25 protein-coding genes are annotated in these 26,089 nt (G+C 73.5%); 8 read left to right on the forward strand and 17 right to left on the reverse strand.

What is annotated here, in order from left to right; genetic code table 11:
- Positions 1 to 48 precede the first annotated feature (48 nt).
- The gene (locus RF640_RS07775; protein ID WP_035928223.1) at positions 49 to 1,032 is read left to right on the forward strand and encodes a hypothetical protein; all 984 of its coding nucleotides are present in this window, start codon (positions 49 to 51) and stop codon (positions 1,030 to 1,032) included.
- 6 nt (positions 1,033 to 1,038) lie between these two features.
- Here RF640_RS07775 and RF640_RS07780 read toward each other — a convergent pair whose 3' ends face one another.
- The 14 genes from RF640_RS07780 to RF640_RS07845 form a co-directional block, all read right to left on the reverse strand.
- Positions 1,039 to 2,931, reverse strand: a complete 1,893-nt coding sequence (locus RF640_RS07780; protein ID WP_095650362.1) for an NHL domain-containing thioredoxin family protein — start codon at positions 2,929 to 2,931, stop codon at positions 1,039 to 1,041.
- Between the two features lie 77 nt (positions 2,932 to 3,008).
- Positions 3,009 to 5,165 carry a cytochrome c oxidase assembly protein gene (locus tag RF640_RS07785; RefSeq protein WP_109221688.1) on the reverse strand — a complete coding sequence of 719 codons (2,157 nt, stop codon included), beginning with the start codon at positions 5,163 to 5,165 and terminating at the stop codon, positions 3,009 to 3,011.
- Positions 5,166 to 5,272: 107 nt separating this feature from the next.
- Positions 5,273 to 6,541, reverse strand: coding sequence for a Dyp-type peroxidase (locus RF640_RS07790; protein WP_109221689.1), 1,269 nt, complete (start codon positions 6,539 to 6,541; stop codon positions 5,273 to 5,275).
- Positions 6,534 to 7,262: a copper chaperone PCu(A)C gene (locus RF640_RS07795; RefSeq protein ID WP_109221690.1), complete on the reverse strand. Its 729-nt coding sequence runs from the start codon at positions 7,260 to 7,262 to the stop codon at positions 6,534 to 6,536. The genes RF640_RS07790 and RF640_RS07795 overlap by 8 nt, the downstream gene beginning before the upstream one ends.
- 168 nt (positions 7,263 to 7,430) lie before the next feature.
- A complete protein-coding gene (locus RF640_RS07800; protein WP_095650358.1) occupies positions 7,431 to 7,991 on the reverse strand; it encodes a copper resistance CopC family protein in 561 nt (186 codons plus the stop codon).
- A gap of 127 nt (positions 7,992 to 8,118) precedes the next feature.
- Complete coding sequence (locus tag RF640_RS07805; protein ID WP_176337398.1) at positions 8,119 to 8,793, reverse strand: hypothetical protein; 675 nt, start codon at positions 8,791 to 8,793, stop codon at positions 8,119 to 8,121.
- Between the two features lie 215 nt (positions 8,794 to 9,008).
- A complete protein-coding gene (locus tag RF640_RS07810) occupies positions 9,009 to 9,293 on the reverse strand; it encodes an HU family DNA-binding protein (protein WP_031282576.1) in 285 nt (94 codons plus the stop codon).
- Between the two features lie 73 nt (positions 9,294 to 9,366).
- Entirely contained in the window at positions 9,367 to 9,672 is a 306-nt protein-coding gene (gene rpsN / locus RF640_RS07815) for a 30S ribosomal protein S14 (RefSeq protein ID WP_017832641.1), read from the reverse strand.
- A 4-nt stretch (positions 9,673 to 9,676) separates the two neighbouring features.
- Entirely contained in the window at positions 9,677 to 9,844 is a 168-nt protein-coding gene (gene rpmG / locus RF640_RS07820) for a 50S ribosomal protein L33 (protein WP_017832642.1), read from the reverse strand.
- Between the two features lies 1 nt (position 9,845).
- Entirely contained in the window at positions 9,846 to 10,082 is a 237-nt protein-coding gene (gene rpmB, locus RF640_RS07825) for a 50S ribosomal protein L28 (protein ID WP_017832643.1), read from the reverse strand.
- Positions 10,083 to 10,407: 325 nt separating this feature from the next.
- A complete protein-coding gene (locus tag RF640_RS07830; protein ID WP_176337397.1) occupies positions 10,408 to 11,277 on the reverse strand; it encodes an SGNH/GDSL hydrolase family protein in 870 nt (289 codons plus the stop codon).
- Positions 11,278 to 11,335: 58 nt separating this feature from the next.
- On the reverse strand, positions 11,336 to 13,546 hold the full coding sequence (gene malQ / locus RF640_RS07835; RefSeq protein WP_109221692.1) for a 4-alpha-glucanotransferase: 2,211 nt from the start codon (positions 13,544 to 13,546) through the stop codon (positions 11,336 to 11,338).
- Between the two features lie 58 nt (positions 13,547 to 13,604).
- Entirely contained in the window at positions 13,605 to 14,651 is a 1,047-nt protein-coding gene (locus tag RF640_RS07840; RefSeq protein ID WP_368827375.1) for an NAD(P)-dependent alcohol dehydrogenase, read from the reverse strand.
- A 109-nt stretch (positions 14,652 to 14,760) separates the two neighbouring features.
- Complete coding sequence (locus tag RF640_RS07845; RefSeq protein ID WP_017832647.1) at positions 14,761 to 15,753, reverse strand: LLM class flavin-dependent oxidoreductase; 993 nt, start codon at positions 15,751 to 15,753, stop codon at positions 14,761 to 14,763.
- A 147-nt stretch (positions 15,754 to 15,900) separates the two neighbouring features.
- Here RF640_RS07845 and RF640_RS07850 point away from each other — a divergent pair, with 147 nt between their 5' ends.
- The gene (locus RF640_RS07850; RefSeq protein WP_017832648.1) at positions 15,901 to 16,617 is read left to right on the forward strand and encodes an HAD family phosphatase; all 717 of its coding nucleotides are present in this window, start codon (positions 15,901 to 15,903) and stop codon (positions 16,615 to 16,617) included.
- A gap of 18 nt (positions 16,618 to 16,635) precedes the next feature.
- On the opposite strand, the gene RF640_RS07855 is transcribed toward RF640_RS07850, so the two are convergent.
- Both RF640_RS07855 and RF640_RS07860 read right to left on the reverse strand, forming a co-directional pair.
- Positions 16,636 to 17,481 carry a CoA ester lyase gene (locus RF640_RS07855; RefSeq protein WP_017832649.1) on the reverse strand — a complete coding sequence of 282 codons (846 nt, stop codon included), beginning with the start codon at positions 17,479 to 17,481 and terminating at the stop codon, positions 16,636 to 16,638.
- A 122-nt stretch (positions 17,482 to 17,603) separates the two neighbouring features.
- On the reverse strand, positions 17,604 to 18,680 hold the full coding sequence (locus tag RF640_RS07860) for a glutathione S-transferase family protein (protein WP_017832650.1): 1,077 nt from the start codon (positions 18,678 to 18,680) through the stop codon (positions 17,604 to 17,606).
- Between the two features lie 194 nt (positions 18,681 to 18,874).
- Between RF640_RS07860 and RF640_RS07865 the strand changes: the two genes are divergently transcribed.
- Together RF640_RS07865 and RF640_RS07870 are read left to right on the forward strand one after the other, a co-directional pair.
- Complete coding sequence (locus RF640_RS07865; protein ID WP_017832651.1) at positions 18,875 to 19,570, forward strand: hypothetical protein; 696 nt, start codon at positions 18,875 to 18,877, stop codon at positions 19,568 to 19,570.
- Positions 19,571 to 19,629: 59 nt separating this feature from the next.
- Positions 19,630 to 20,112, forward strand: coding sequence for a MarR family winged helix-turn-helix transcriptional regulator (locus RF640_RS07870; RefSeq protein WP_017832652.1), 483 nt, complete (start codon positions 19,630 to 19,632; stop codon positions 20,110 to 20,112).
- A 400-nt stretch (positions 20,113 to 20,512) separates the two neighbouring features.
- Here the strand turns inward: RF640_RS07870 and catA are convergent, their stop codons facing one another.
- Positions 20,513 to 21,397: a catechol 1,2-dioxygenase gene (gene catA, locus RF640_RS07875; protein WP_035928370.1), complete on the reverse strand. Its 885-nt coding sequence runs from the start codon at positions 21,395 to 21,397 to the stop codon at positions 20,513 to 20,515.
- 380 nt (positions 21,398 to 21,777) lie between these two features.
- Here catA and benA point away from each other — a divergent pair, with 380 nt between their 5' ends.
- The 4 genes from benA (at position 21,778) to RF640_RS07895 (ending at position 26,048) form a co-directional block, all read left to right on the forward strand.
- On the forward strand, positions 21,778 to 23,175 hold the full coding sequence (benA, locus tag RF640_RS07880; protein ID WP_368827379.1) for a benzoate 1,2-dioxygenase large subunit: 1,398 nt from the start codon (positions 21,778 to 21,780) through the stop codon (positions 23,173 to 23,175).
- Positions 23,082 to 23,522, forward strand: coding sequence for a benzoate 1,2-dioxygenase small subunit (benB, locus tag RF640_RS07885; RefSeq protein WP_368827505.1), 441 nt, complete (start codon positions 23,082 to 23,084; stop codon positions 23,520 to 23,522). The genes benA and benB overlap by 94 nt, the downstream gene beginning before the upstream one ends.
- Before the next feature lie 124 nt (positions 23,523 to 23,646).
- A complete protein-coding gene (gene benC / locus RF640_RS07890; RefSeq protein ID WP_035928208.1) occupies positions 23,647 to 25,221 on the forward strand; it encodes a benzoate 1,2-dioxygenase electron transfer component BenC in 1,575 nt (524 codons plus the stop codon).
- Positions 25,221 to 26,048, forward strand: a complete 828-nt coding sequence (locus RF640_RS07895; RefSeq protein ID WP_368827381.1) for a 1,6-dihydroxycyclohexa-2,4-diene-1-carboxylate dehydrogenase — start codon at positions 25,221 to 25,223, stop codon at positions 26,046 to 26,048. Before benC ends, RF640_RS07895 begins: the two co-directional genes overlap by 1 nt.
- The last annotated feature ends 41 nt before the right edge of the window (positions 26,049 to 26,089 follow it).

Below are 26,089 nucleotides of genomic sequence, written 5' to 3' on the forward strand. Positions count from 1 at the left end.
CGGCCCGGTGCACGCGCAGGCCGGGGGGCGATCGGCTAGCGTGATCGGATGGAGTCCAACGTCCGCGTGCTGAAAGCCCTCGGGGCCTGGCTGTTCCTCGTGCTGCTCGGGGTGGCGGCCGCCGCCGTCACCATCGCCCTGGTGAACAAGTACATGTACGGCCCGGAGACGGACGTCCGGGCCTACGTCGAGGACCTGCGGGACGGGGACGGCGGCGAGGCCCTGGGGCTGCTCAACGCCCGCGTCCCGGAGGCCAACGCGGCGATGCTGGACGGCGACCCGCTCGAGGCCGCGGCCGAGGACCTCGAGGACCTGGAGGTCTCCACCGTCTCGGAGGACGGCGAGCGGGCCGTGGTCCGCGCGGACTACACCCTCGACGGCGAGCCGCACAGCTCCGAGTTCGCCCTCCACCCCGTGGACACCCAGTGGGGCTTCTTCACGGTGTGGGCGTTCGACGAGACCCCCCTGCCCACGGTGACGGTCAGTCTGCCGGGGGCCACCTCGGTCGACATGAACGGCATGTCCGTGGCCCTGCCGGAGTCCTCCGCGGAGTTCTCCGCCTTCTTCCCGGGCGTCTACACGGCCTCCTACACGTCCGAGCTCGTGGCTGCCGACCCGGTGCGCACCGTGCTGACCGACCCGGGCCAGCAGGCGGAGATCGTCCTGGAGGCCCGGCCGACCGAGGCCCTCGAGCAGGAGGTGGACCGGCAGCTGAAGGAGCACCTGGACGGCTGCGCCGGGCAGGGCAGCCTCTTCCCGTCCGGCTGCCCGTTCTCCTTCGAGTTCGACGGCCGGGTCTCGGGGGACGTGGAGTGGACGATCGAGTCCTATCCGGACCCGGAGATCGTCGTGGGGGCCGAGGGCGGCCGGGGCTGGGCCCTGGAGCCCGCGCAGGGCACCGCGCGGATCGCCTTCGACTCCCTCGACCTGTTCACCGGCGACGTCGAACGGCTCGAGCGCACCGTGCCGTTCGAGGTCGCCGCCGACCTCGACATCGACGGCTCGACGGTGCGGGTCGACCCGCGCGGCTGAGCCCGCTCAGTTGACGCCGCGCAGGTCCAGGACCAGCTCGCTCTCCCCGTCGGCGTCCAGCACGAAGGGGATGCCCCAGTCCTGCTGGTAGAGGTGGCAGGCCGCGTGGTCGGGGATCTCCCCGCCCGGCTCGCCGTCGCACGCCGCGGCGCGCGCGGTGATGTGCAGCACGCCCTCGGTGACGCCGTCCGCCAGCACGAGCTGCCGGCGCAGGCCCTGGGCCGTGCCGGCGCCCTCGGCCAGCGCCTCCTCGGGGGAGGACGAGATCCTCAGCTGCGTCGGGTCCCCCCACCGGTCGTCGAGCTTCTGCCCGGTCGGCGCCGCGAAGCGCACCTCGACCGCGAGCGCGCCCGGGGCGAGCCTGGTGCGGGCCCGCTGGGTCCGCGACGCCCCCTCGTCGACGCGCTGGGCGGCGGCGGGGATCGGCACGCGCACCAGGCGGTGGGCGTTGGCCTCGACGACGACGAGCAGCGGCTCCTCCCCCGAGACGTCCAGCAGCACGTCGGAGGGCTCGGCCAGGCCGCGGGCCAGCGTGGCCACCTGCCGGGTCCGGGGGTCGTAGTGGCGCACGGCGCCGTTGTAGGTGTCCGCCACGGCCACCGAGCCGTCGGGCAGCTGAGCCACGCCGAGGCAGTGCTGCAGGCGGGCCCCGCCGGCGTCGCCGTCGCGGAAGCCGAAGTCGAACAGCCCCTCGCCCACGGCGGTCTCGACCGCGACGGCCCCGTCGTCGTCGAACCGGAGCACGCGCAGGGCGGAGGTCTCCGAGTCGGCGATCCACACGTTGCCCTCGTGGTCCTCCGCGAGCCCCGAGGACTGCGCGAACCACGCCTCGGCGCCGGACCCGTCCTTGAGCCCCTCGTCCCCCGTGCCCGCGAGCACGGCGAGCCGGCCGGTCCGGGGGTCGAACGAGAACAGCTGGTGGGTGCCCGCCATGGCCACCACGAGCCGGTCGGCCCGCGCGGACCACACGACGTCCCACGGGGAGGACAGCGCGACCTCCAGCGGGTCGGCCTCGGGGTCGATGTGGTTCGGCTCCGCCCCCCGCGCGCGCTCCTCGTCGAGCAGCCGCTGCACCCCGCTGCCGGCCACCGTGCGCACCTGCCCCGTGGCGAGGTCCACGCCCCGGAGCCGGTGGTTGACGGAGTCCGCCACGACCACGTCGTAGCCGGCGGCCGCGCGCACCTCCTCGGGCAGCAGCGTGAGCCCCTGGGGCTCGGTGAAGCGCGCGGTCCCCGGGTCGCCGTCCGCGTGACCCTTGCCCGCGCCGATCACCCGCCGGACGGTCTCGAGGTCGTTGTCGAGCTGGACCAGGCGGTGGTGGCCCGTGTCGGAGACCAGGAACGAGCCGTCCGGCAGCGGCAGCACCTTGCCCGGGAAGCGGAGGTCCCCCTCGGGCGCCGGCCGGGGCACGTACGGCCCGTCGCCGCGGTGCAGGGTGCCCCGGGCCTCGTGCTCGGCCACGAGCTCCTCCACGAGGGTGACGAGGCCCTGCACGTGGCCCTCCCCCGAGAGGTGCGCCACGATGTAGCCCTCCGGGTCCACCACCACGAGCGTGGGCCACGCGCGGGCCGTGTAGGCGTCCCAGGTGGTCAGCTCGGGGTCGTCGAGCACGGGGTGGTGGACCTCGTAGCGGTCCACGGCGGCCGCGAGCGCGTCCGGGTCGGCCTCGTGCTCGAACTTCGGGGAGTGCACGCCCACCGTGACGAGGACGTCGGAGAAGCGCTCCTCGAGGGGGCGCAGCTCGTCGAGCACGTGCAGGCAGTTGATGCAGCAGAAGGACCAGAAGTCCAGGACCACGACCTTGCCGCGCAGCGCGGCGAGGTCGAGGTCCCTGCCGCCGGTGTTGAGCCAGGCACGGCCCTGCAGCTCGGAGGCGCGGACGCGGGAGGTGAGGCGCATGGAGGGGGATCCTTTCGGGGCGGAGCAGGACGGGGTGGACCAGGGCGGGACGGGCGGCGGGACGGGCGGGACGGTGCTCAGGGCCGGGCGGCGCGGTCGTCGCGCTCGGCGAGCCCGGCCATCATCTCGTTGTAGGCCTTGAGCTCGGCGTCGTCCGTGCGGTCGGCCTTGCGGTCCGCACGGCGGTTCTCCTTGGTGCCCTCGATCGCCCACATGATCGCGACGACGACGGCGACGACGACGGTGGGGAACTCGCCGATCCCCCACATGAGGGCCCCGCCGAGCTGCTGGTCCTCGATCGCGGTGCGGCCCCAGTCCCGGCCGGTGTTGCCGAACCAGGAGGCCTGCAGCAGGGTGTCGGAGCCCATGAGGGCGACCCCCACGAAGGCGTGGTAGACCATCGTGGCCAGCAGCAGGACCAGGCGCATCATGTGGCCGGGGCGGTACGGGATGGGGTCCGTGCCGATCAGCACCAGCATGAACAGGTACCCGGTGATCAGGAAGTGCACGACCATGAACACGTGGCCCACGTGGTAGTGCAGGGTGAAGTGGAACAGCGGGGTGAAGTAGAAGAGCACGATGGAGCCGGCGAAGTTCACGGCCGCGAAGATCGGGTGCGTCACGACCCTGCCGAACCCGGAGTGCACGAGCCGCAGGATCCACTCGCGGGGCCCGCGGGTGCCGTCCGGGCGGGACTCCAGGGCCTTGAGCAGCAGGGTGACCGGCGCGCCCAGGACCAGGAAGATCGGCACGACCATGGTCAGTGCCATGTGCTCGACCATGTGCGCCGAGAACAGGACCCGGCCGTAGACGGCGAACCCGCCCGAGGTGATGAAGAACAGCACCCCGACCCCGGTGAGCCACGAGAGGGTGCGCAGCACGGACCAGGAGTCCCGGCGCCGGCGCACGCGCACGAACGCCCACAGGTAGACGGCCGCGAGGAACACGCAGACCGCGAGCCACAGCCAGTCGACGCGCCACGTGGTGAACCACGAGGCCGCGGTGGGCTCGGGCGGCAGCTCGTACCAGGTGAGGATCAGCGCCGGGGAGGCGTCCGGGGCGATCTCCTCGGGCACCGGCGGGGCGGTCCGGGACAGGGCCACGGCGACGCCCATGACGGCGCCCATCACCAGCAGCTCCCCGAGCACGAGCTGCCACACGGCGCGGCGGGCCGTGAGCCGGCCGGCCTCGAGCGCGGGCACCAGCCACCGGCGGTGCGCGAGGCCCGCCAGGCCCAGACCCAGCGTGAGGACGAACTTGACCAGCACGAGCCACCCGTAGCCGCTGAAGAGCTGCTCCCAGGAGCCGATGCGCACGGCCGCGTTGACCGTCCCGGAGAGCAGGACGAGGAGGAAGGCGCCGAGGGCGACCGCGGAGAAGCGGCGCAGGACCACGGCCGCGATCGGCACCCGCCGCCGCGGGCCGGCGGACGGACGGCCCCGGGCGGCGCCCTCGGGGAGCGTGCCGGTGCCGGCGTCCGGGGCGCTCAGCTGCGGGGAGAGCCAGGCGAGCACCACGAGCCCTCCCGTCCACAGCCCCGCGCCCAGCAGGTGCAGGCCCAGGGAGTTGACGGCGCCCATGTGGTCGTTGCCGCCGGCGGAGTGCCCGTTGAGGGCCATGGCGACGAGGGCCGCGCAGGACAGGGCCAGGGTGAGCAGCAGCCCGAGCAGCGCCCGGATGCCGAAGACCAGGGTGGTCACGACGGCGGCCACCACGACGATCGCCGCCTGGGCCTGTCCGGTGGGGATGTCCGTGGTGTAGTGCAGCAGCTGCTGGGTGTAGGTCCCGTCCCCGCCCACGGGCACGCCCGCGACGTCGGAGTAGGACAGGACGAGCACGGCCACGGCGGCCACGGTCCAGACCACGGCCGCGGCCTCGGCGAGGCGCAGGGTGTGGCGGAACAGCGGGTGCTCGGGGGCCGCGGCGCGGTCCCGGGTGCCCCGGCGGCGCCCGTCGACGGTGGTCGGCACGACGCCCACCGCGAACAGCAGGGCCCCCATGACCACCACCAGCGCGCCGTTGTGCACGAGCTCCGCGGCGGGCAGCCCCCAGCGGACCAGCGCCCCGGGGTCGGCGGCGAGCCGGGCCGCGCCGGAGCCGGTCCACAGCATCGCCGCGATGAGCGCCGCGAGGGCCACGAGGGGCACGGCCGCGAGCCACCAGGGGTCGATCCCCCGGTCGCCCGGCCGGGCGGCGGTGCCGTGGTCGGCGCGCTCGGCCGTCCTCGAACTCATGGTCAGTCTCCTTCATCCGCCCCACGACGACGGGGCGGCCCGTCTCCATTGTCCCTCCCCGAGCGCACCGGCCCGTGCGCGTGTGCCGGATCCCACACGGGCGGTCCTCAGTCCTCGAAGAGCACGTCCCCCACGAACCCTCCCTCCGCGCAGCCCGGGGGCACGGCGAAGACCGCGGACCCGACCGGGGTGGTCCAGGCGTTGAGCATGTCGAGCTCGTCGAGCCGGCGCTGGATCGGGACGAACTGGCGGTCGACGTCCGCGCAGTACGCCGCGAAGACCATCCCCGCGTCGCTGACCCCTCCGGTGGTCGCGCCCCGGCCCCGGGTGCCCGAGGCACCCGCCACGGGCAGGTCGTAGTTGTAGACCCGCCGGTGGATCCGCTCGAGGGGGTCCTCCGAGCGGGAGCGGCGCACGTGGGCGTAGTCCGCGATGACGGGGAAGCCCAGCGGCCCCCGCGCGGCGAGGTCCGGCTCGTCGTGCTCGGCGCCGCCCGTCAGCGGGGCCCCGTCGCGCAGGCGCCGCCCGACGGCGTCCTCCCGCGCCGGCGTGTCCGCCTCGTCCCAGGTGTCCAGGTTCATGGCGATCCGGCGGACGACCAGGGCCGTGCCGTCCGGGACCCACGGCGCGAAGCCGTCCCGACCGTGGACCACCCGCTCGTACTCCTCGCTGCCGCCCCGGGGGTTGACGGTGCCGTCCACCTGACCGAAGAGGTTGCGCATGCTCTGCCCGTCCGGGACGGAGCCCACGGTGTGCCGGAAGCCGTCCTGCACCCAGCGCACGGCGGCGAAGGAGCGGGCGGCCTTGAGCAGCACCCGCTGGGCGTGCGAGACCGCGAGGCGGTCGTCGGCGCAGATCTGCAGCAGCAGGTCGCCGTCGCTCCACCGCTCCTCGAGCCGGTCGATCGAGAACGGGGGCAGGGGCCGCAGCCAGGCCGGCACCCGGTCCGGGGCGACCAGTCCGAGCAGCCGCCGCCCGAAGCCGAGGGTGACCGTGAGCCGCGCGGGGTGCTCGGCGAGCCACGGCTCCTGGTCGGCGACCGGCGCCCGCCCCTGGGTCAGGGCGGCGGCGTCCTCGGAGAGCACCCGCAGCAGGCGCCGCACCGCGTCCCGGGTGGTGTCCCGGTTCAGGTCCAGCGCCACGAAGGCGGCGAACGCCTGCGGCGCGGTCGCCACCCCGGCCTGCCGGGGGCCGTGGAAGGGCTCGACGGCCTGCCCGTGCCCCTGCGGTGCCATCCGGGCGGTGTCCTGCGGGGCCGCGGCGGGGGCCCCGGCGCGGCGGGCCGACTCCAGGCCCAGGGCGGAGGCGGCGCCGACGCCGGCGGCGCCGCCCGCCACGAGCAGGCGCCGCCGGTCCAGGCCGCGGGCCTCACCCACGGCAGCCCGGCAGGTCCGCCGCCGGCGTGGCCCCGGAGGGCGACCCCGTCCCGCTCGCGTGGCCCCCGGCGTGCCCCTCGCCGTCGTCCGCGTGGTCGTCCTCGCCGGCGTCCTCGCCTGCGTCCTCGTCCTCGCCGTGGCCCGGGGCGTACTCCTCCTGGGCGCCCGCGTAGTCGCGGACGGCCGCCGTGACCGTCTGCTGGGTCCCGTCCTCGAAGCGCAGGACGAGCTCGAGGTCGTCCCCGGCACGGAGCCCGCAGCGCAGGTCCAGGAGCATGAGGTGGTCCGCCCCGGGCTCGAGGGCGTAGGACTCCCCCGGCGCGATGCCGACCGGGTCCTGCATCCGCTGCATGACCGTGCTGCCGGTCTCGGGGTCGAGCACGGTCTCGTGCAGCTCGACCGCCCCGGCGACGCCCTCGGCGGACGCGCCGGTGAGCACGACCGGGGCGTCGCCCTCGTTGACGAGGGTGCCGAACACCCCGGTCATCCCCCCGGCGGGGCCCGCCTTCGCCCAGGGCTGCTCCACGGTGAGCGGTTCGTGCGCGGCGGCGCCCCCGGCGTCGTGCGGGGAGGGAACGCCGGAGGCGGAGGTGGACGCGGCGGACGGTGCCGGCTCCTGGGCGGAGGACGCGCAGCCCGTGAGCGCGAGGGCGCCGAGGGCGAGGACGGTGCCGGTGCGCAGCAGCGCGGCGGGCAGTGAGGTGGGCAGGGAGGTGGGCATGGGTGCTCCTGGGAGTCGATGACGAGGGTGCGCGGGGCGGGCACGCGCGGGAGGGTGCACGGCGGCAGCCCCCGGGGGCGCGGCGGCAGCCCCCGGGGGCGCGGCGGCGCCCGGCGGGCTGCGGCCGGGAGGTGCGGACGGTGCGGAAGCGGGGCGGACCCCGGGAGCTCAGCCCTTGCGGCGCCGGCTCGAGACGAGGCTCACCACGCCGAGCACGGCGAGGGCCACGGCCCCGCCCGCGACCGCGACGAGCCAGAGCGGGACGTCCCCGGACGAGGCGCGGTCCGCGGCGTCCTGGGCGCTCGCGGCGGCGTCCTCGACCGCGGCGCTCGGGTCCGCCGAGGGCTCGCCGCCGGAGCCGACGTCGTAGCTGAACGTCCCCTCGATGGGGTGCCCGTCGCCGGAGACCACGCGCCAGACCACGCGGTAGGTCTCGTCCTCCGCGCCGGCCGCGGCCAGGGGCTGGACGACCGTGTTCCCCACCGGCTCGAGCGGGCCCTCCGTCACGGAGCGTCCCTCGGAGTCGGTGACCAGGATCTGGTGGCCGATGTCCATGATCTCGCCGGAGAAGGTGAGCTCGAGCTCCTCCGGCGCGGTGGTCAGGACGGAGTCGGGCTCCGGCGTGACGGCGGTCAGCTCGTCGTGCGCGGCCGCGGGCAGCAGGGGCAGGAGGGTGAGGGCTCCCGCTGCCAGCAGGGCGGCGGTGCGGCGGGTGGTGGACGTGGGCATGGGGTCTCCTCGGAGGGCCGGGCGGCGGTGGGCGGGGCCGCCGGGCCGGGAGGGCCGGCGGCGGGCACGGGCCGTCGGACGTCCTGCCGAGGTCGGTGGCCCGGGCGGCGCCCCGCGGCCGTCCGGCTCAGCCGGCGGGCAGCGTGGCGGGTCCCGGGAGGAGGACCGGCAGCAGGGGTCGACGGCGGGCGCGCGGCGGCCCGCGGTGGGAGCGCACGGGACGCAGGAGCGTCTGGTCGGTCAGCACGTGCGGGCGCCCGGCCCGCACGGCGCGCGGGCGGCCGACGACCACGGGGGCCGGCAGGACCTGCCGCCGGCGGCGCACGCGCAGCCGCAGCGCCTCCAGGAGGACCACGGCCGCGACCTCGCCGTGGCGCATGAGCACGTAGGAGGCCAGTGCGGCGAGCGCGTGGGCGACGAGCATGGCGGTTCCGCCGTGCTCGGCGTGGGACTGGACCTCCAGCACCAGGGCGGGGCCGGGCGCACCCCCCGTGGCGCCGTGCTGCGCGGCGTGGTCCAGGGAGGGGTGGGCGGCGTGGGCGACCGTGCCGGCACCGCCGGAGGCCGCGAACAGGGCGTGCAGCACGGACTGGCTGAGCAGCACGCCCAGCAGCAGGGACGACCGCGAGAGCACCCGGCCGGCCAGGGCCATGCACAGCGGCCCGGACAGGGCCAGCGAGAGGAGCACGAGCACGACGGGCGGGGCCTGCCCGCCGGCGGCCGCGTGGGAGAGAGCGGCGGCGGAGGTGGCGATGGCCGCTCCGGCCCAGCCGCGGGCGAGGCGCCGTGCACGTGGGCTCACGCCGCACCTCCCGTCTGGATCGCCGGCCGCTCGGCCCGGTGGTCCCATTATGCGCGCCGCACCCGGCGCCGGACCAATTGCGGTGCCGGGGGCCGCGCTGCCGGTCGTGTCCGCGGCGCGGGGCCCGGGCACGCCGAAGGGGCGGCCCCCGGTGCGGGGGCCGCCCCTTCGGACGAAGCCATGGGACGGGGTCCGGAACGGACCCGCGGGTGTCCTTACTTCTTGGACACGGCCGCCTTGAGCTTGGAACCAGCGGTCAGCTTGACGCCGTGGCCGGCCGGGATCTCGATGGTCTCGCCGGTCTGCGGGTTGCGACCGGTGCGGGCGGCACGGTCGGTGCGCTCGACGGCCAGCCAGCCCGGGATGGTGATCTTCTCACCGGCGGAGACGGACTCCTCGAAGACCTGGAACATCGCGTCCAGGACGCCGTTCACGGCGGCGTTGGTGGTGCCGGCCTTCTCGGCGACCTCTGCGACGAGTTCACTGCGGTTCTTAGCCATGTTCATGTCCTCCTGGACTTGGGGTCGTGGGGAAGCGCGGCACGGGGGACCGATCGCGCTCCTGCGTCAGAAATTACCAGCTGGACTTGGTGATGCCGGGCAGTTCGCCGCGGTGAGCCATGTCGCGGAACCGGACGCGGGAGATGCCGAACTTCTGGAGGGTGCCGCGGGGGCGGCCGTCGATCTGGTCCCGGTTGCGCAGCCGGACCGGGGAGGCGTCCCGGGGCAGCTTCTGCAGGCCCAGGCGGGCCTCCTCGCGGGCCTCGTCGGTGGCGTTCTCGTCGACGAGGGTCTTCTTGAGCTCGGCACGCTTCGCGGCGTAGCGCTCGACGACGACCTTGCGCTGCTCGTTCTTGGCGATCTTGGACTTCTTGGCCATGGATTCAGCGCTCCTCGCGGAAATCGACGTGCTTGCGGACGACCGGGTCGTACTTCTTGAGCACCATGCGGTCCGGGTCGTTGCGGCGGTTCTTGCGGGTCACGTAGGTGAAACCGGTGCCGGCGGTGGACTTCAGCTTGATGATGGGACGAACGTCCTTGTCCTTGGCCATGCTAGATCTTCTCCCCACGTGCGAGAATGTCGGTCACGACGGAATCGATGCCACGGGCGTCGATGACCTTGATGCCCTTGGCGCTGACGTTGAGCGTCACGCTGCGGCGCAGCGACGGCACCCAGTACCGCTTCTTCTGGATGTTCGGGTCGAACCGGCGCTTGGTACGGCGGTGCGAGTGCGAAATGCTGTGCCCAAAGCCCGGCTGAGCTCCGGTCACCTGGCAGTGCGCTGCCATAGTGTTCTCCTCCAATGTTGACGAAATGACGGCACGCAGTGGGTGCCGCAGTTGATCACTCAGCTGCGGCAACGAGCGTCCCGCCACCTTCAGAATTGCCACCGTTCGCCAACCGGGCCCTCTCGTAAGGCCCGCGGCCGGAACCGGCGAAGGCCTCGCCACGATGAAGACGGTGAAGATCAAGGTGCCGGAAGGTGGACTCCACCACACGACAGCCTTGAAGTCTAGGCCCGGACGGACTTCCCCGCAACCTGACGTCAGGTGTGACCAGCTTCGGGTCAGTCTACCGGCTCCCCGGACCCCCGCAAACCGGGGGACTCCCTGCTCAGCCGCACCGGGCGGGGGCCGACGGCTCCGCGGGGGCCGCGGGACCGGCGGGGAGCACCGGGCGCGGGAGCAGCGTCGTGTACCCGGGGTGGCGGGCGGCGACCGCGTCCCCGGAGGAGGTCCCGCGCAACCGCCGCCCGACCCAGGGCAGCAGGTACTCGCGGGCCCAGAGGAGGTCCTCCTTCAGCACCCCCGGGCTCGCCGTGACCGGCAGCCGGTCGGTGGGCGGCAGCTCCAGGGCGTGCTCCACGCCCAGCAGCTCGAGCACCCGGGCGGCCACGCGGGTGTGCCCCGCGGTCGACATGTGCAGCCGGTCCACCGCCCAGTAGCGCCAGTCCTGCAGGGTGCGCATCCGCCAGTAGTCGAGGACCAGGCACCCGTGCCGGTCGGCGATCTCCCGGACGTGCTCGTTGTAGAGCGCCTGCCGGGGGCGGGTCCAGGACGTGGGGGCGTTTCGGCCGGGGTCGAAGGCCGTGAACAGCACCACCTGGGCGCCGGAGCCCCGCAGCCGGGCGACCGCCTGCTCGTAGACCCCCATGAGGGCGTCCACGTCCGCGCGGGGGCGCAGCAGGTCGTTGCCCCCGGCGTAGAGGCTCACCAGGGTCGGCTCCAGGGCCAGGCACGCCTCGAGCTGCTCCTCGACGATCCCGCGGAGCAGCCGCCCCCGGACCGCGAGGTTCGCGTAGCGGGTGTCCGGGTGGGCCGCGGTCAGCTGCTCGGCCACGAGGTCGGCCCAGCCGCGCACCCCGTTGGGGCGGGCGGGGTCGGGGTCGCCCACGCCCTCGGTCATGGAGTCGCCGAGGGCCACGTAGCGGATGGGCGGTGCGAGCGGCACGGTGGCCGGGCGGGGCGTCGTCGGCTCCGTCATGCGGTGTTTCCTCCGTTCGGGGCAGGGGGGTGCTGCGGGCGGGGCCGCGGGGGCGCGGTCAGGGCGCCGTGCGGTCGGTGTGCTCGGGCTGCCCCGGCTCCCCCACGGACCGGAGGCGGGAGCGGTTGCCGAGCGCCTCGTTGACGGCGCGCACCAGGGAGTTCGCCCGCGCGTTGTCCGGCAGCTGCTCGATCAGCACCGGGTTGCCCGCGGAGTCGGCCAGGGGCACGCGCCAGTTCGGGTACTCGTCCCCCGTGCCCGGCTGGTTCTGCATCCGGCGCTCGCCGACGGCGTCCACGAGGGAGACGTTGAACAGCAGCGCCGGGGACTGGGCGAGGTAGCGGTGCAGCGCCTCGACCAGGCCCTGCTCGTCCGTGGCGTCCCCGTCGGGGAGCAGCCCGTCCGCGGCGACGGCCGCGAAGAACGTGTCGAGCTGCCGGCGGGCCTCGGCCCGCTCCTCCTCCACGGGCCGGGCCAGCAGGCCCAGCTCCTGGCGCACGTCCACCTGCACGCCCTCCAGGAAGCCCGCCGTGGGCGGGAAGTCGTGGGTGCTGACCGAGGCCATGCTCAGCTCCCGGTACTGCGCCGGGGGGAGCGGCTCGTCGCCGTCCACCTCGAACCACAGGATCGAGGTGCCCAGCACGCCGCGCTCCGCGAGGTACTCCCGCACCCACGGCTCGAGGGTGCCCAGGTCCTCCCCGACCACCACCGCCCCGGCGAGCTCCGCCTCGAGCGCGAGGATGCCGACCATCGCCTCGTGGTCGTAGTAGACGTAGGCGCCCTCCGAGGCCTCCTGGCCGTCCGGGATCCACCACAGCCGGAACAGGCCCAGGACGTGGTCCACCCGGATGCCGCCGGCGTGCCGGAAGATCGTGCGCAGCATGTCCCGCCAGGGCAGGTAGCCGGCCTCGGCCAGGCGCTCCGGGTGCCACGGGGGCTGGGACCAGTTCTGGCCCTTCTGGTTGTACATGTCCGCGGGCGCGCCCACGCTGACGCCCAGGGCCAGCACGTCCTGGAGCGTCCACGCGTCGGCGCCCTGCTTGTGCACGCCCACGGCGAGGTCGTGGATCACGCCGATGTCCATCCCGGCCAGGTGCGCCGCGCGCTGGGCGGCCTCGAGCTGCTCGTCCAGCAGCCACTGCATCCACACGTGGAAGTCGATCCGGTCGGACAGCCGGGTCCGCGCCTCCACCGCGTACGGGGCGTCGGGGCGCGCCGCGGCGTCGTCCCACTCGGGGGCGTCCTCGCCGAGCTCCTCCCGCAGCGCGCACCACAGGCCGAAGTCCTGCAGGCCCTGCCCGCCCTCGGCCACGAAGCGGCGCAGCTGCTGCTGGCGGTGCGGGGAGCGGCGGACGGTGAACAGCAGCTCGAGGCTCTTCAGCTTGGCCGCGTACGCCTTGTCCCGGTCGATGGTGCTGGTGTCGAGGTTGTCCTTGCGCTGGATGGCGGCCAGCGTGTTGACCACCTCGAGGTCGCCCGGGCGCAGGTAGGCGTACTCGGGGACCTCGGCGATGCGCAGGTAGAGGGGGTTGAAGAAGCGGCGGCTGGTCGGCAGGTACGGCGAGGGCTCCACCGGCGGTGCGGGCTCGGCGGCGTGCAGCGGGTTGACCAGCAGGTAGTCCGCCCCCTGCTCGCCCGAGATCGCGGCGAGGCTCGCGAGGTCCGAGGCGTCGCCCACGCCCCACGAGCGCCCGGAGGTCACCGAGTAGATCTGCGCCATGTAGCCCCAGCGGTGCCGGCCGTGCAGCCGGTCGGTGCTGGCGAGGCGCCGCGGGGTCACGGCCAGCGGCGTCGTGACCGCGCGTCCGCCGTCGACCTCGGGGCACTCGGCGCGGACCTCGTACCAGCCCACGGCGAGGCCCTCGGGCACCTCGAAGGTGGCCTGGCCGGTGAGGACGCCGTCCACGTCCCGCGGGGAGCGCCAGTTGTCGACCTGGGGGGCGGTGGTCCGGGCGCCGCCCTCCGCCACGAGGGTCACGCGGACGGTGGAGCCGTGCGGGACGTGCACGGCGAAGCGGGTGCGCTCCCCCGCGACGGCGACGACCACGGGCGGCAGGACCCGCCGCCAGGGCGCCAGCTCCCGCTGGGCGAGGCACGCCTCGATCGCGGCGTCGTCCCCGGCGTCCGCGCCCAGCGCGTCGAGCACGGCGCGCAGCGTCGGCTCCGGGACCTCCCGCTCCTGTCCGTCGAACCCGGAGTAGGTCGTGGAGACCCGGTAGGCCTCGGCGAGCCGGCGCAGCGCGCCGTCGGTGGTGGTGGTGTGGGCCATGGACCCCACTCTAACCACCGGCGCGGCCGGAGCCGCAGGCTGCTGATGATCCGGGCGGCTACGCCAGGGTGCGGGCGACGTCGACGACGAAGCGGTACCGCACGTCCGAGGCGACCACCCGGTCGTAGGCGGCGTCGACGTCGTCGGCGCCGATCAGCTCGATCTCGGCCTCCACGCCGTGCTCGGCGCAGAAGTCCAGCATCTCCTGCGTCTGCGGGATCCCGCCGACCATCGACCCGGTGAGCACGCGCTGGGGGCCGATCAGGGCGCCCGGGCGGACGCTGTACGGCTCGGTGGGCAGCCCCACGGAGCACAGCACGCCGTCGACCCGCAGCAGGGACAGGTACTGCTCGACCGGCAGGTCCGCGGAGACGGTGTTGAGGATCAGGTCGAAGCGGCCCTTGTTGCGCTCGAAGGTCTCGGGGTCCTTCGTGGCCCAGTAGTCGGTCGCGCCGAAGGCCAGGCCGTCCTCCTGCTTGGACAGGCTCTGGCTCAGGACGGTGACCTCGGCGCCCATGGCGGCGGCGATCTTCACGGCGACGTGGCCGAGCCCGCCCATGCCCAGGACGGCCACCCGCCGGCCCGGTCCGGCGCCCCAGCGCTTGAACGGGGCGTACGTGGTGATCCCGGCGCACAGCAGCGGGGCGGCCCGGGCGGGGTCGAGCGCCTCGGGGACGCGCAGGACGAACCGCTCGTCGACCACGATCCCGCCGCTGTAGCCGCCCCGGGTGGGGGTGCCGTCGGCCTGGGGCGTGTTGTAGGTGGCGGTCACGCCCTCCGTGCAGAACTGCTCCTGGCCGCCGGTGCAGTACTCGCAGCGGCCGCAGGAGTCGACGAAGCAGCCGACGCCCACCGTGTCGCCGGGGGCGAAGCCGGTCACGGACTCCCCGACCGCGCGGACGCGGCCGACGATCTCGTGCCCCGGGGTGACGGGGTAGTACGTGCCGCCCCACTCGTCGCGCGCGACGTGGATGTCGGAGTGGCAGATGCCGGCGAAGTGGATGTCGATCTCGACATCACCCGGGCCGACCGGGCGACGCTCGATCGTGGTGCGGCGGAAGCCCGAGTCGGCGGAGACGGCCTCGAGGGCGGGGACGGTGGTCATGGGGTGCTCCTGTCGTGGTGCGGATGACGCCCGGCGGGGGTCGCCGGGCGGTGGTCGTGGGGTCCGGGGGCGTGCGGCCGGCGGGACGGCCGGCGCCGGGACGGTGCGCTCACCAGGCGTGGGCGACGAGCTCGTAGGACCGGGCGCGCACCTCGGGGTCGTGGGCGTAGCTGTTGAGCATCAGCTCGTCGGCCCGGGTGAGCTCGACGATCTGCTCGAGATCGGCGACCACCCGCTCGGGCGTGCCGACCGCCGATACGGCGAGGTGCTCCTGCACCATGCCCGCCTCCGCCGCGGTGAGCTCCACGCGCTCGACGGGCGGCTGGAGCGGCCGGCGGTCGTTGCGGGCGATCCCGCGCACCAGCAGCTGGTGGGTGCTGAACTGGCGCCGCGCCTCCTCGTCGGTGTCGGCGGCGAGGATGTTCGCCGCGACCATCACGTGCGGGCGCTCGACCGTGGCGGTCGGGGCCTGCGCGTCGAAGCGCTGCCGGTACAGGGCGATGGCGTCCATGATCCTGGCCGGGGCGAAGTGGGAGGCGAACGCGTAGGGCAGGCCGAGCCGGGCGGCGACCTCAGCGCCGCCCGTCGACGAGCCGAGGATCCACAGGGGAACGTCAGTGTGCCGGGCCACGGGCGCCCGGACGACCTCCTGCTCCTGCCCGCCGAACAGCCGCACCAGACGGCGTACGTCGGCCTCGAAGGTGTCGTGGCCGGCGTGGCCCCGCCGCAGCTCCAGGGCGGTGCGCATGTCGGTGCCGGGCGCCCGGCCCAGGCCCAGCTCCACGCGGCCGGGGTAGAGGTTGGCGAGCGTGCCGAAGGCCTCGGCCACGGTCAGCGGCACGTGGTTGGGCAGCATGATCCCGCCGGAGCCCACGCTGAGGCGCTCCGTGGCGGCGAGCGCCTGCCCGACGAGCACCGCCGTGGCGGAGGACGCGAACGCCTCCGTGTTGTGGTGCTCGGCGTACCACAGGCGCCGGTAGCCGGAGGTGTCGAGCCGGCGGGCGAGGTCCAGCGCCTCGCGGAGGGCGTCCGCGGTGGAGCGGCCCTCCGAGAGGGGCACGAGGTCGAGGGCGGACAGCGGGACGCGGGGCGTGGCGGGCAAGGGCGGGGCTTCTTCCGTCGGGGATGGCACGAAGGGGTTCGGTGGCGGCAACACCCCCGGCCGGGGTGCTTATTCCGGGCGTCCTCCCGGGCGTTGTCCTGCTCACACCCCCGCCCCGGACGGCGCCCGGTGGGGCACCATGGGAGCATGACGTCCTTCCCCGCCCCCACGCCGTCGCCGCCCACGTCCTCCCCCGAGCTGCCGGCGCCCGCCCCCGGGTGGGCCCCGGCGTGCGTGGTCTTCGACTGCGACGGCATCCTCATGGACACGGAGGCGAACTGGGCCCGGGTCCAGCGCGCCGTCTCGGAGCGCTACGGGCTCGAGTTCACCGAGGCCATGGAGCGCCGGATGATGGGCTGGTCCGCGGCGGACGTCGCCACGGCGATCGCCGAGGCCGCCCGGGCCGACCGCGCCGCGGTCCACGCAGACGTGCTGCGCACCGAGGAGGAGACGCTGACCGGGCACATCGTGCCCCTGCCGGGCGCGCTCGAGACGGTGCGCGCGTTCGCCGAGCGGCTGCCCGTGGCCGTGGCCAGCAACTCCACGAGCACGATCCTCGGCGTGAAGCTGGAGGAGGCCGGCTTCGCCCCCCACCTCAGCACCTGGGTCTCCTCCGAGGACGTGCCGCGCGGCAAGCCGGCCCCGGACATCTACACCGAGGCGGTGCGGCGGCTGGGCTTCGCCCCGGGTGAGGCCCTGGCCGTGGAGGACTCCGTGGTGGGCGCGACCTCGGCCGTGGCGGCGGGACTGGTGGTCGTGGCCGTGCCGTCCGTCCCGGACGGGGACCCCGTGCCCGCCCACCACCGGGCCGCGACGCTGACGGACCCCGTGTTCCGGGAGCTCATGACCCGCTGGCTGGGCTGAGCCGGGCGCCCGGAGCGCTCAGCGGTTCCAGAGACCGTAGGTCTGCGCCAGCTCGGAGACCTTGCGGGCCCGGGCCAGGCGGGGCAGATAGCTGCCGTCGCCCACCACGTGCCCGGAGTCGTGCTGCGTGATGAGCTCGCGGGCCCAGGTGATCTCCTGCTCGCTCGGAGCGAGGTGGCGGTTGATCCCGTCGGTCTGCTGCGGGTCCAGGCACAGCTTGCCGGTCATGCCCATGGACTGTGTCACGGCGCACGCCTCGGCGAGGCCCTCCTCGGAGGCGCCCAGGGTCGGCCCGTCGATGGGACCGGGCAGCTCCCCCACCCGGGAGGCCACCACGAGGCTCGAGCGCGCGAACGCGAGCGCCAGGGGGTCCGCGCTGACGCCGGTGTCCCGGCGGAAGTCGCCGACCCCGAAGGCGAGCCGGAACACGCCCGGGGCGCGGGCGATGTCGTTGGCGTTCATGATCCCCACCGCCGACTCGATGAGCGCCACCACGGGGGTGCCGGCCGGGGCCATCATGGCCGTCTTGGTGATGTGGTCGGGGTGCTCCGTCTTGGCCAGCATGATCCCGCGCAGGTGGCCGACCCGGCTGAGCGCGGCGAGGTCCTGCTCCCAGTACGGCGTGGTGATGTCGTTGATCCGCACCCACGCGCTCGCCCCGGCCTCGAAGGCCTCGACGACGTTCTGCCGGGCCTGGTCCTTGCCCTCGGCGGGAATGGCGTCCTCGATGTCGAAGACCACGGAGTCCGCCTCGGAGGCGAGGGCCGCGGGGAAGACGGACGGGTCGGCGGCCGAGGTGAGCAGCCAGGAGCGGGACAGGCGGGCGGGCAGCGCGGCGGCGCGCTGGTTGCGGTAGGGGGCCACGTGAGGGTCCTTTCCGGGATGAGGTCAGCGGGGACGGGAGACCCCTGGGCACCCGTCCCCGTGAACGGGCCCGGGCCGTAGGAGCTGTCCAGTCTAGGCCGCGCGCCGATCCGGCGGAACGCTCAGACGGTCAGGGGCGTGTGACGTCCGTCAACCCGCTCCTCCGGCCGGACGGGGCCCGGCGCGGTCCCCGCCCCGAAGGGCGAGCCGCCGAGGGCCTCCCGGCCGTGCGCGGACACCCAGTTGGCCAGGTCCGGGCCCACGGGCACGATCTGGTTCGGGTTGATGTCCTCGTGGACCACGAAGTAGTGCTGCTTGATCTGCTCGAAGTCCACGGTGTCGCCGAAGCCCGGCGTCTGGAAGAGGTCCCGGGCGTAGCCCCACAGGTGGGGCATCTCGGTGAGCTTGTTGCGCGAGCACTTGAAGTGCGAGTGATAGACCGGGTCGAAGCGCACCAGGGTGGTGAACAGCCGCACGTCCGCCTCGGTGATGTGCTCCCCCATGAGGTAGCGGCGGGTCGAGAGGCGGTCCTCGAGCCAGTCCATGGCGACCCACAGCCGCTCGTAGGCCTTCTCGTGGGCGCGCTGGGAGCCGGCGAAGCCGCACCGGTAGACCCCGTTGTTGACCTCGGTGTAGACCCGTTGCATGACCTCGCGCATCTCGTCCTCGAGATCGGCCGGCCAGAGGTCGGGGGCGCCCTCGCGGTGGAAGGCGCCCCACTCCTTGGCGAGGTCCTCCGTGATCTGCGGGAAGTCGTTGGTCACCACCTGGCCGCTCGCGATCTCCACGACCGCCGGCACGGTGATGCCCCGCGGGTAGTCGGGGTAGCGGGCGAAGTACGCCTCCTGGAGCCGCTCGATGCCCAGCACCGGGTCCCTGCCGTCCGCGTCGAGGTCGAAGGTCCACGACCGGACGTCGTGGACGGGACCGGGCAGCCCCACGGAGAGGGCGTCCTCGAGCCCCAGGAGCCGTCGCACGATGAGGGTGCGGTTGGCCCAGGGGCAGGCCCGCGCGGCGACGAGCCGGTAGCGGCCGGCTTCGACGGGCCAGGCCCGCGCCCCCTCGGGCACGTCGGCGCGCGCCGGGTCGCGGACGATACGGTCCTCGATGTAGGCGGTGTCCCGGGTGAACTCCTCGCCGGGATGCACGTAGGCGCCGGCGGTGCTGTGCTCGGACCGCTGGGTGCTGCGCTGTGACATGGTGGCTCCTCGCGGTGCGGCGGGACGGGGCGCCACCGGCCGGGACGACGGTCGGCGGCGGGACGGCCGCACCTCCCGCCCCTCGGTTTTGATGATATGTCAATCACAGAGAGGGCGCCAGCGGGAGCTCCCGTCGGAGGCGAGGTCTACAGTGGAGGCGTCCGGCACCCTCACACCACGGAAACAGCCCGCCCATGAGCACCCACGGCAACGAGCCCGAGTACGGCCAGCGCCTTCCCCCGCAGCACGTCCCGCCCCGGACCGCGCCCCGGGCGGCCCGCGGGCCTGCGACCTCGCCCCGGGCCGCCCGGCGGATGGCGCGCGGGCTCTCCTTCACCCTCATCCTGCTGGGCCTCCTGCTCGGCGGCGGACTCGCCGCCCTGGGCCATGTGTGGGGGTGGGCGGTCGGAGCGCTGCTCGGGCTGCCCGGGCTCGCGGGCTTCGTCGTCGTCCAGGCCCAGCTGCACCCGGCCCTCCGGGACGCCTCGGTGCCCCCGCTGCGGAGCCGCTCGAAGCTGTGGCTCGTCCCCGCCGCCCTGCTGCTGCTGGGCCTCCTGCCCCTCGCCGGGGCGTTCGCTGTCCAGCCGCTGCTGGCGGGCACCACGGGTGCGCACCTGGCCGACGAGTACGTCAGCGTCCTGGTCGTCTCGGGGATGACGCTGGTCGTCGCGGCCGGCCTGGGCTTCGGACTCGTCGCCATGGCCTCGTTCACCCCGGTCGACGACGACGACTCTCCGCTGCGCCCCACCGGCTACGCCGAGCGGCTCCGGCGGCCCGCGCGCGGGCCCGGCGACCTCTACGACTCGGAGTGGATCCACCGCCGCCCGGCACGGTACGGCCGCGACGCCGGCGACCGCCCGGACCCACCGGAGGACCCTGTCGGCGGTTGACATTTGTTGACACGTCAATTTATAGTGGGGGTTTTCCCGCGCCACGAGAGGACCGCCGCATGAGCCACCCGGAGACCGATGAGGTCAACTGGCTGTCCGACGAGGAGCAGCGCGTCTGGCGCGGCTTCCTGGCCCTGAGCCGCGGCATGCAGACCGCGGTGGACCGCCAGCTGTCCCGGGACAGCGCGCTGTCCGGCTCGGAGTACGAGGTCCTCGTCCAGCTGTCCGAGAGCAGCACCGGCGTGATCCGCTCCCGCGACCTGCTCCACGAGCTCGGCTGGGAGCGCAGCCGCCTCTCCCACCTGCTCTCCCGCATGGCCCGGCGCGGGCTGCTCGAACGGCTGCCGTGCGACAGCGACGCCCGCGGCCTCGACGTGCGGATCACCCCGGAGGGGCGGCGTGCCATCGAGGCCTCCGCCCCCGGCCACCTGGAGCTCGTGCGGGCGGCGCTGATCGACCACCTGACCCGGGAGGAGATGGACGCGCTGCTCTCCGTCTCCGGCAAGGTGCTCCCCCGGCTCGAGGAGCTGGGGCTGTGCTGACGCCGGGCGCCTGAGCCGCCCACCGGCCGAGGCCGTCCGCGGCCCGGAACCGCCCCGCGCAGGGGACAGGCCCTGCCGCATGGGGGGATCGGCAGGGCCTGTCAGGCATCCCGATCGGGGGAATGGGACACCAGTCGCCGGCAGGAACCATCCGGAGGCAGATGGGGGGATCACCTCCGGGCCATCGCCGACGACAGATTTACCTTAGACCCAGTGATCTGCATGAGCAAGCCGCCTGTGCGTTTTGTGTCCTCGACGGCCGCGGCGGCCCGGGAGGCGACTTCGGGCGCGCTCGGCGCCGTGGCCGGACGGCCCGGCCGGGACACAGGAGCACCCCCGCGGGCCGAGGCCTGCGGGGGTGCTCCTGTGCGCCGCGGGCGGTGCGCCCGCGGCCGGCGTCCTACTTGGTCTGGCCCTCCTTGGCGAGGACGTAGTCGTAGACGACCTCTTCGCCCGCGCCGCCGTCGGTGCGCGGCTTCGGGTCCAGCATCAGCTCGGGCTTGACCGCCGAGGCGATGTCGTCCGCGTTGTGCGGGTCGCCGGGGAAGTACAGCTGCTGGGTGACCAGCTGGTGGCCCGGGGCCGAGACCTTGATGTGGATGTGCGCCGGGCGCCAGGCGTGCCAGCCGGCCGCACCGATGAGCTGCCCGCAGGCCCCGTCGGTGGGGATCTGGTACGGGGCCGGGCGCTTGGTGTTGATCTCGAAGTACCCGTTCTCGTCGGCCTTCACCGTGCCGCGGAAGAGCCACTCGGGCAGCTCCGGGGCGTACTGGGAGTAGAAGCCGTTGGCGTCGGCGTGCCAGATCTCCACCTGGGCGCCCTGCAGCGGGTTGCCGTCGGTGTCGGTGAACCGGCCCTTGAACAGCAGCGGGGTGCCGGGCTCGTCCTCGCGCATCTGCAGGGTCGCGGGAGTGGGCAGCACCGGGGAGTCCGGCACGTAGTAGGGGCCCTCGATGGTGCCGACGGCGCCGGGGCGCTCCTGGGAGTTGACGTCCTCGATGGTGTGCTCCAGCCAAACGTCCAGGAACAGCGGCCACTCCCCGTCGGTGCCGACCTTGATCAGCCACGCCTTCAGCGCGTTGTACTCCTCGTAGGTGACCTGGTGCTCGACCGCGATGTCGTTGATCGCCTTGATCGCCGCACCGGCCAGCAGGGACACCCGCTCCTTCGGCACGTCCAGCTTCGCCAGCTTGCCCGAGGCGGTGAACCGCTCGGTCGCCTTGGACCCGGCCTCGACCGCGGTGCCCTCGTTCTCCTTGCGCGTTGCCGCGTGGGTCTCCGTCATGGTGTGCTCCACATTCCTCGTTAAACGGTGATCAGGGACGCCCCTCGTGCCCGCCGCTCCCGACGCGGCTCGCGGCCGCCGGCTCGGGCCCTCCGGCTGTGACACCGGACACGTCGACGTCTCCACCAGCCTAGGGGCGCGATCAGGACGCGACAAATATCAATTGGGCGTCTTTTCTGCACCCAATAAGGCATAAACACCCCCTGAGTTAGTCCTAGGGGTTTGCCTGATGTGAGCGGAGTCACGGCGCACCAGACTGGCTCCGTACCGTCCGGCAGGAGCCGGTCGCAGACTTCGGCCCGCACGTCCCGAGCAGACGTCCCGCCCAGACATCCCGAGCAGGCAGCCCGACCAGGCAGCCCGACCAGAAGGAGCACGTCATGACCGAGAACCTGACCCACGTCCGCGAGGTCCTCTCCGACGCCGTGGTGGACGACCGCGAGAACGGGCTCATCCGGGCCAAGCGGGAGATCTTCACCGACCAGGAGATCTTCGAGCTGGAGATGAAGTACATCTTCGAGGGCAACTGGGTGTACCTGGCCCACGAGTCGCAGATCCCCAACGTGGGCGACTACTTCACCACCTACATCGGCCGCACCCCGGTGGTCATCACCCGTGACAAGGAGGAGAAGCTGAACTGCATCGTCAACGCGTGCTCCCACCGCGGTGCGATGCTCTGCCGGCGCAAGACGGACAACCGCACCACCTTCACCTGCCCCTTCCACGGGTGGACGTTCAAGAACTCCGGCGAGCTGCTCAAGGTCAAGGACGGCCGCAACGGCGGCTACCCGGAGAACTTCAACAAGGAGGGCTCGCACGACCTGACCAAGGTCGCCCGCTTCGACTCCTACCGCGGCTTCCTGTTCGGCTCCCTCAACCCGGACTTGCTGCCCCTCGAGGAGCACCTGGGCGACGCCACCACGGTGATCGACTCGATCGTGGACCAGTCCCCCGAGGGCCTCGAGGTGCTGCGCGGCGCCTCGACCTACACCTACGACGGCAACTGGAAGGTCCAGGCGGAGAACGGCGCCGACGGCTACCACGTGACCTCGGTGCACTGGAACTACGCCGCGACCACGGCCCGCCGCACCGCCGGCGACTCCGCCAACAAGACCAAGGCCATGGACGCCGGCAAGTGGGGCAAGGTCAAGGGCGGGTTCTACTCCTACGAGCACGGCCACCTGCTGCTGTGGCAGGAGTGGACCAACCCGCAGGACCGCCCGCTGTGGGACCGCCGCGAGGAGCTCGTCGAAAAGTACGGCGAGGAGATGGCGAACTTCATGATCAACATCTCGCGCAACCTGTGCCTGTACCCGAACGTGTACATCATGGACCAGTTCTCCTCGCAGATCCGCCACTTCCGGCCGATCTCCGCGGACCAGACCGAGGTCACCATCTACTGCATCGCCCCCAGAGGCGAGTCCCAGGAGAACCGCTCCAAGCGCATCCGCCAGTACGAGGACTTCTTCAACGCGACGGGCATGGCGACCCCGGACGACCTCGAGGAGTTCCGCTCCTGCAACAAGACCTACTGGGCCACCTCCGCCCCGTGGAACGACATGTCCCGCGGCGCCGCGCACGAGATCCAGGGCCCGGACGAGCAGGCCCAGGCCCTCGGCATGACCAAGGTCATCGCCTCCGGTGTGCGCACCGAGGACGAGGGCCTGTACCCCGTCCAGCACGCCTGCTGGACGACCGGCAGTTCGACGAGTGGCTCGAGTGCTACCACCCGGACTCCGAGTTCTGGATGCCGTCCTGGGACGACGACGACCGGCTGACCGAGGACCCCCAGAACGAGATCTCCCTGATCTACTACGACAACCGCGGCGGCATCGAGGACCGCGTGTTCCGCATCAAGACGGACCGCTCCTCCGCCACGTCCCTGCCGGACCCCCGCACCGGGCACAACATCACCGACGTGGAGGTCCTCGAGCACGACGGCGACCGGGTGCAGGTCCGCTTCAACTGGTTCACGCTGTACTTCCGCTACAACACGACGGACACGTACTTCGGCACCAGCTTCTACACGATCGACCTCTCGGGCGACGAGCCGCTGATCCTGAAGAAGAAGGTCGTCCTGAAGAACGACTACATCCACCACGTCGTGGACGTCTACATGATCTGACGCCGGCCGTGGCCGGTCCCGCGCCGGGGCCGGCCACGACGGACCGTCCGCACTCCGTGCTCACCGAGCACCCCCGCACTTCCCACGGGCCGCGACGACGCGGCCCCCCACCCAGGAGGAAATCATGGGCCACCAGGTAGCCCTCAGCTTCGAGGACGGCGTCACGAAGGTCGTCAAGGTCGGCGACTACGAGACCGTCCTCGACGCCGCCTACAAGGCGCGCATCAACATTCCCGCGGACTGCCGGGACGGCGCCTGCGGCACCTGCAAGGCCTTCTGCGACTCCGGCTCCTTCGACCCCGGGGACTTCATCGACGACGCCATGACCGAGGAGGAGCTCGAGAAGGGCTACCTGCTGACCTGCCAGGCCGTCCCCGAGTCCGACATGGCCATCCAGATCCCGGCGACCGCCGAGTCCGCGAAGACCTCCGCGGCCACGTACACCTCCACGCTCCAGGAGCTGGACAAGCACTCCGAGACGACGATCTCCTTCACCCTCGACGTCGAGAAGCGGGAGGACCTCGCGTTCCTGCCCGGCCAGTACGTCAACATCAAGGTGCCCGGCACCGACGCCGAGCGCTCCTACTCCTTCAGCAGCGGCCCCGAGGTGGAGGGCGCGGCCTTCATGGTCCGCATCACCCCGCAGGGCGCGATGTCCGAGTACCTGCGCGACCGCGCCCAGGTCGGCGACACCGTCGAGTTCAGCGGCCCCTACGGCTCGTTCTTCCTGCGCGAGCCCAAGCGCCCCCTGCTGCTGCTCGCCGGGGGCACCGGCCTGGCCCCGCTCCTGTCGATCCTCGAGAAGCTCGCCGAGAACCCGCCCAGCACCCCCGTGCACCTCATCTACGGCGTGACCCGCGAGGCCGACATCGTGGGCCTCGACCGGCTCCGCGCCTACGAGGCGAAGCTGCCGCACTTCACCTGGGACCACATCGCCTCCGAGGAGGGCACCTCCGCCCCCCACACCGGCTACGTCACCCAGATCATCGAGCCGGCCCACCTCAACGACGGCGACGTCGACATCTACCTGTGCGGCCCGCCCCCCATGGTCAACGCCGTCTCCGCGTGGCTGGACCGCGAGGGGATCGAGCCCGCCAACTTCTACTTCGAGCGCTTCGCGCCGAAGGAGACCACCGGCGGCGACGCCGAGACCGGCGCGCCGCCCTCCCCCGAGACGATCGCCGCCGAGGGGGACACCATGACCCGCTCCGAGGCGCTCTCCTCGCTGGAGACCGGCCGGCTGGAGTTCCGCAAGGAGGACAGCTTCGCCCACCTCGACGCCCGCATGGGCCTCGAGCTCGCCGTCACCGAGCTCGTGATGGGCCGGCTGACCGAGGAGCAGCTGGAGCAGTTCCGGCGCCTCGCCGAGGCCACCACGCGCTCCGTGGGCGCGGGCACCGTGCAGGACCCCGAGGAGTACGTGCGGACCAACGAGGAGTACCACGAGTACCTCTTCATGGTCTGCGACAACCCCACGCTGCTGGAGTCCTACCGCCGGCTCGACGTGCGCGAGCAGATGGCCGCGACCTTCGAGCGGGGCACGGAGATCTTCGCCCGGGTCGCCCAGGACCACCTGGACGTCGTCGAGGCCTTCGAGCGCAACGACAAGGAGCGCGCCCGCGAGGTCATCATGGCCCACGCCCGCGACGCCAAGCAGACCATGTCCACGGCGATCGATGCCAAGGAGGCCGGCCGCTGATGGGCGCACCGTACGCGGGACAGTTCCTCACCCCGGGCCGCTTCGCCGGCAGGGTGGCGGTCGTGACCGGCGCCGCGCAGGGCATCGGGCAGAAGGTGGCCGAGCGGATCGGCGCCGAGGGCGGCGCCGTCGTCCTCGTGGACCGCGCCGAGCTGGTGCACGACGTCGCCCGGGGCATCGTCCGCGCCGCCGAGGCCTCGGGCTCGGGCGGTGCCGCCACGTCCGTGACCGCCGACCTCGAGACCTGGGCCGGGGCCCAGCAGGCCGTCGAGGCCGCGCTCGCGGCCCACGGCCGGGTGGACGTGCTCGTCAACAACGTGGGCGGCACCATCTGGGCCCGCCCCTACGAGGAGTACGACGAGGAGAAGATCGAGAAGGAGATCCGCCGCTCGCTCTTCCCCACCCTGTGGTCCTGCCGCGCGGTGCTCCCGGCCATGCTCGAGCAGGGCTCGGGCACGATCGTCAACGTCTCCTCGGTGGCCACCCGCGGCATGCACCGGGTGCCCTACGCCGCGGCGAAGGGCGGGGTGAACGCGCTGACCCAGTCCCTGGCCATGGAGGTCGCCGGCCGCGGGATCCGCGTGGTCGCCACCGCCCCCGGCGGCACGGAGGCCCCGCCCCGCAGGGTCAAGCGCGGCCCCGAGGCCGAGAGCGCCCAGGAGCGGTCCTGGTACCAGGTGATCGTCGACCAGACCGTGGACTCCTCGTTCGTGAAGCGCTACGGCACGCTCGACGAGCAGGCCGCGCCCATCGTGTTCCTCGCCTCCGACGAGGCCTCCTACGTCACCGGCAGCGTCCTGCCGGTCGCCGGCGGGGACCTCGGCTGAGCCGCCTCCGGGCGGACGCCCGCCGCCGTGGCCGCGCCCCC

Source organism: Kocuria sp. CPCC 205231 (genome assembly GCF_040980965.1).
In the GTDB taxonomy this organism is placed as follows: domain Bacteria; phylum Actinomycetota; class Actinomycetes; order Actinomycetales; family Micrococcaceae; genus Kocuria; species Kocuria rosea.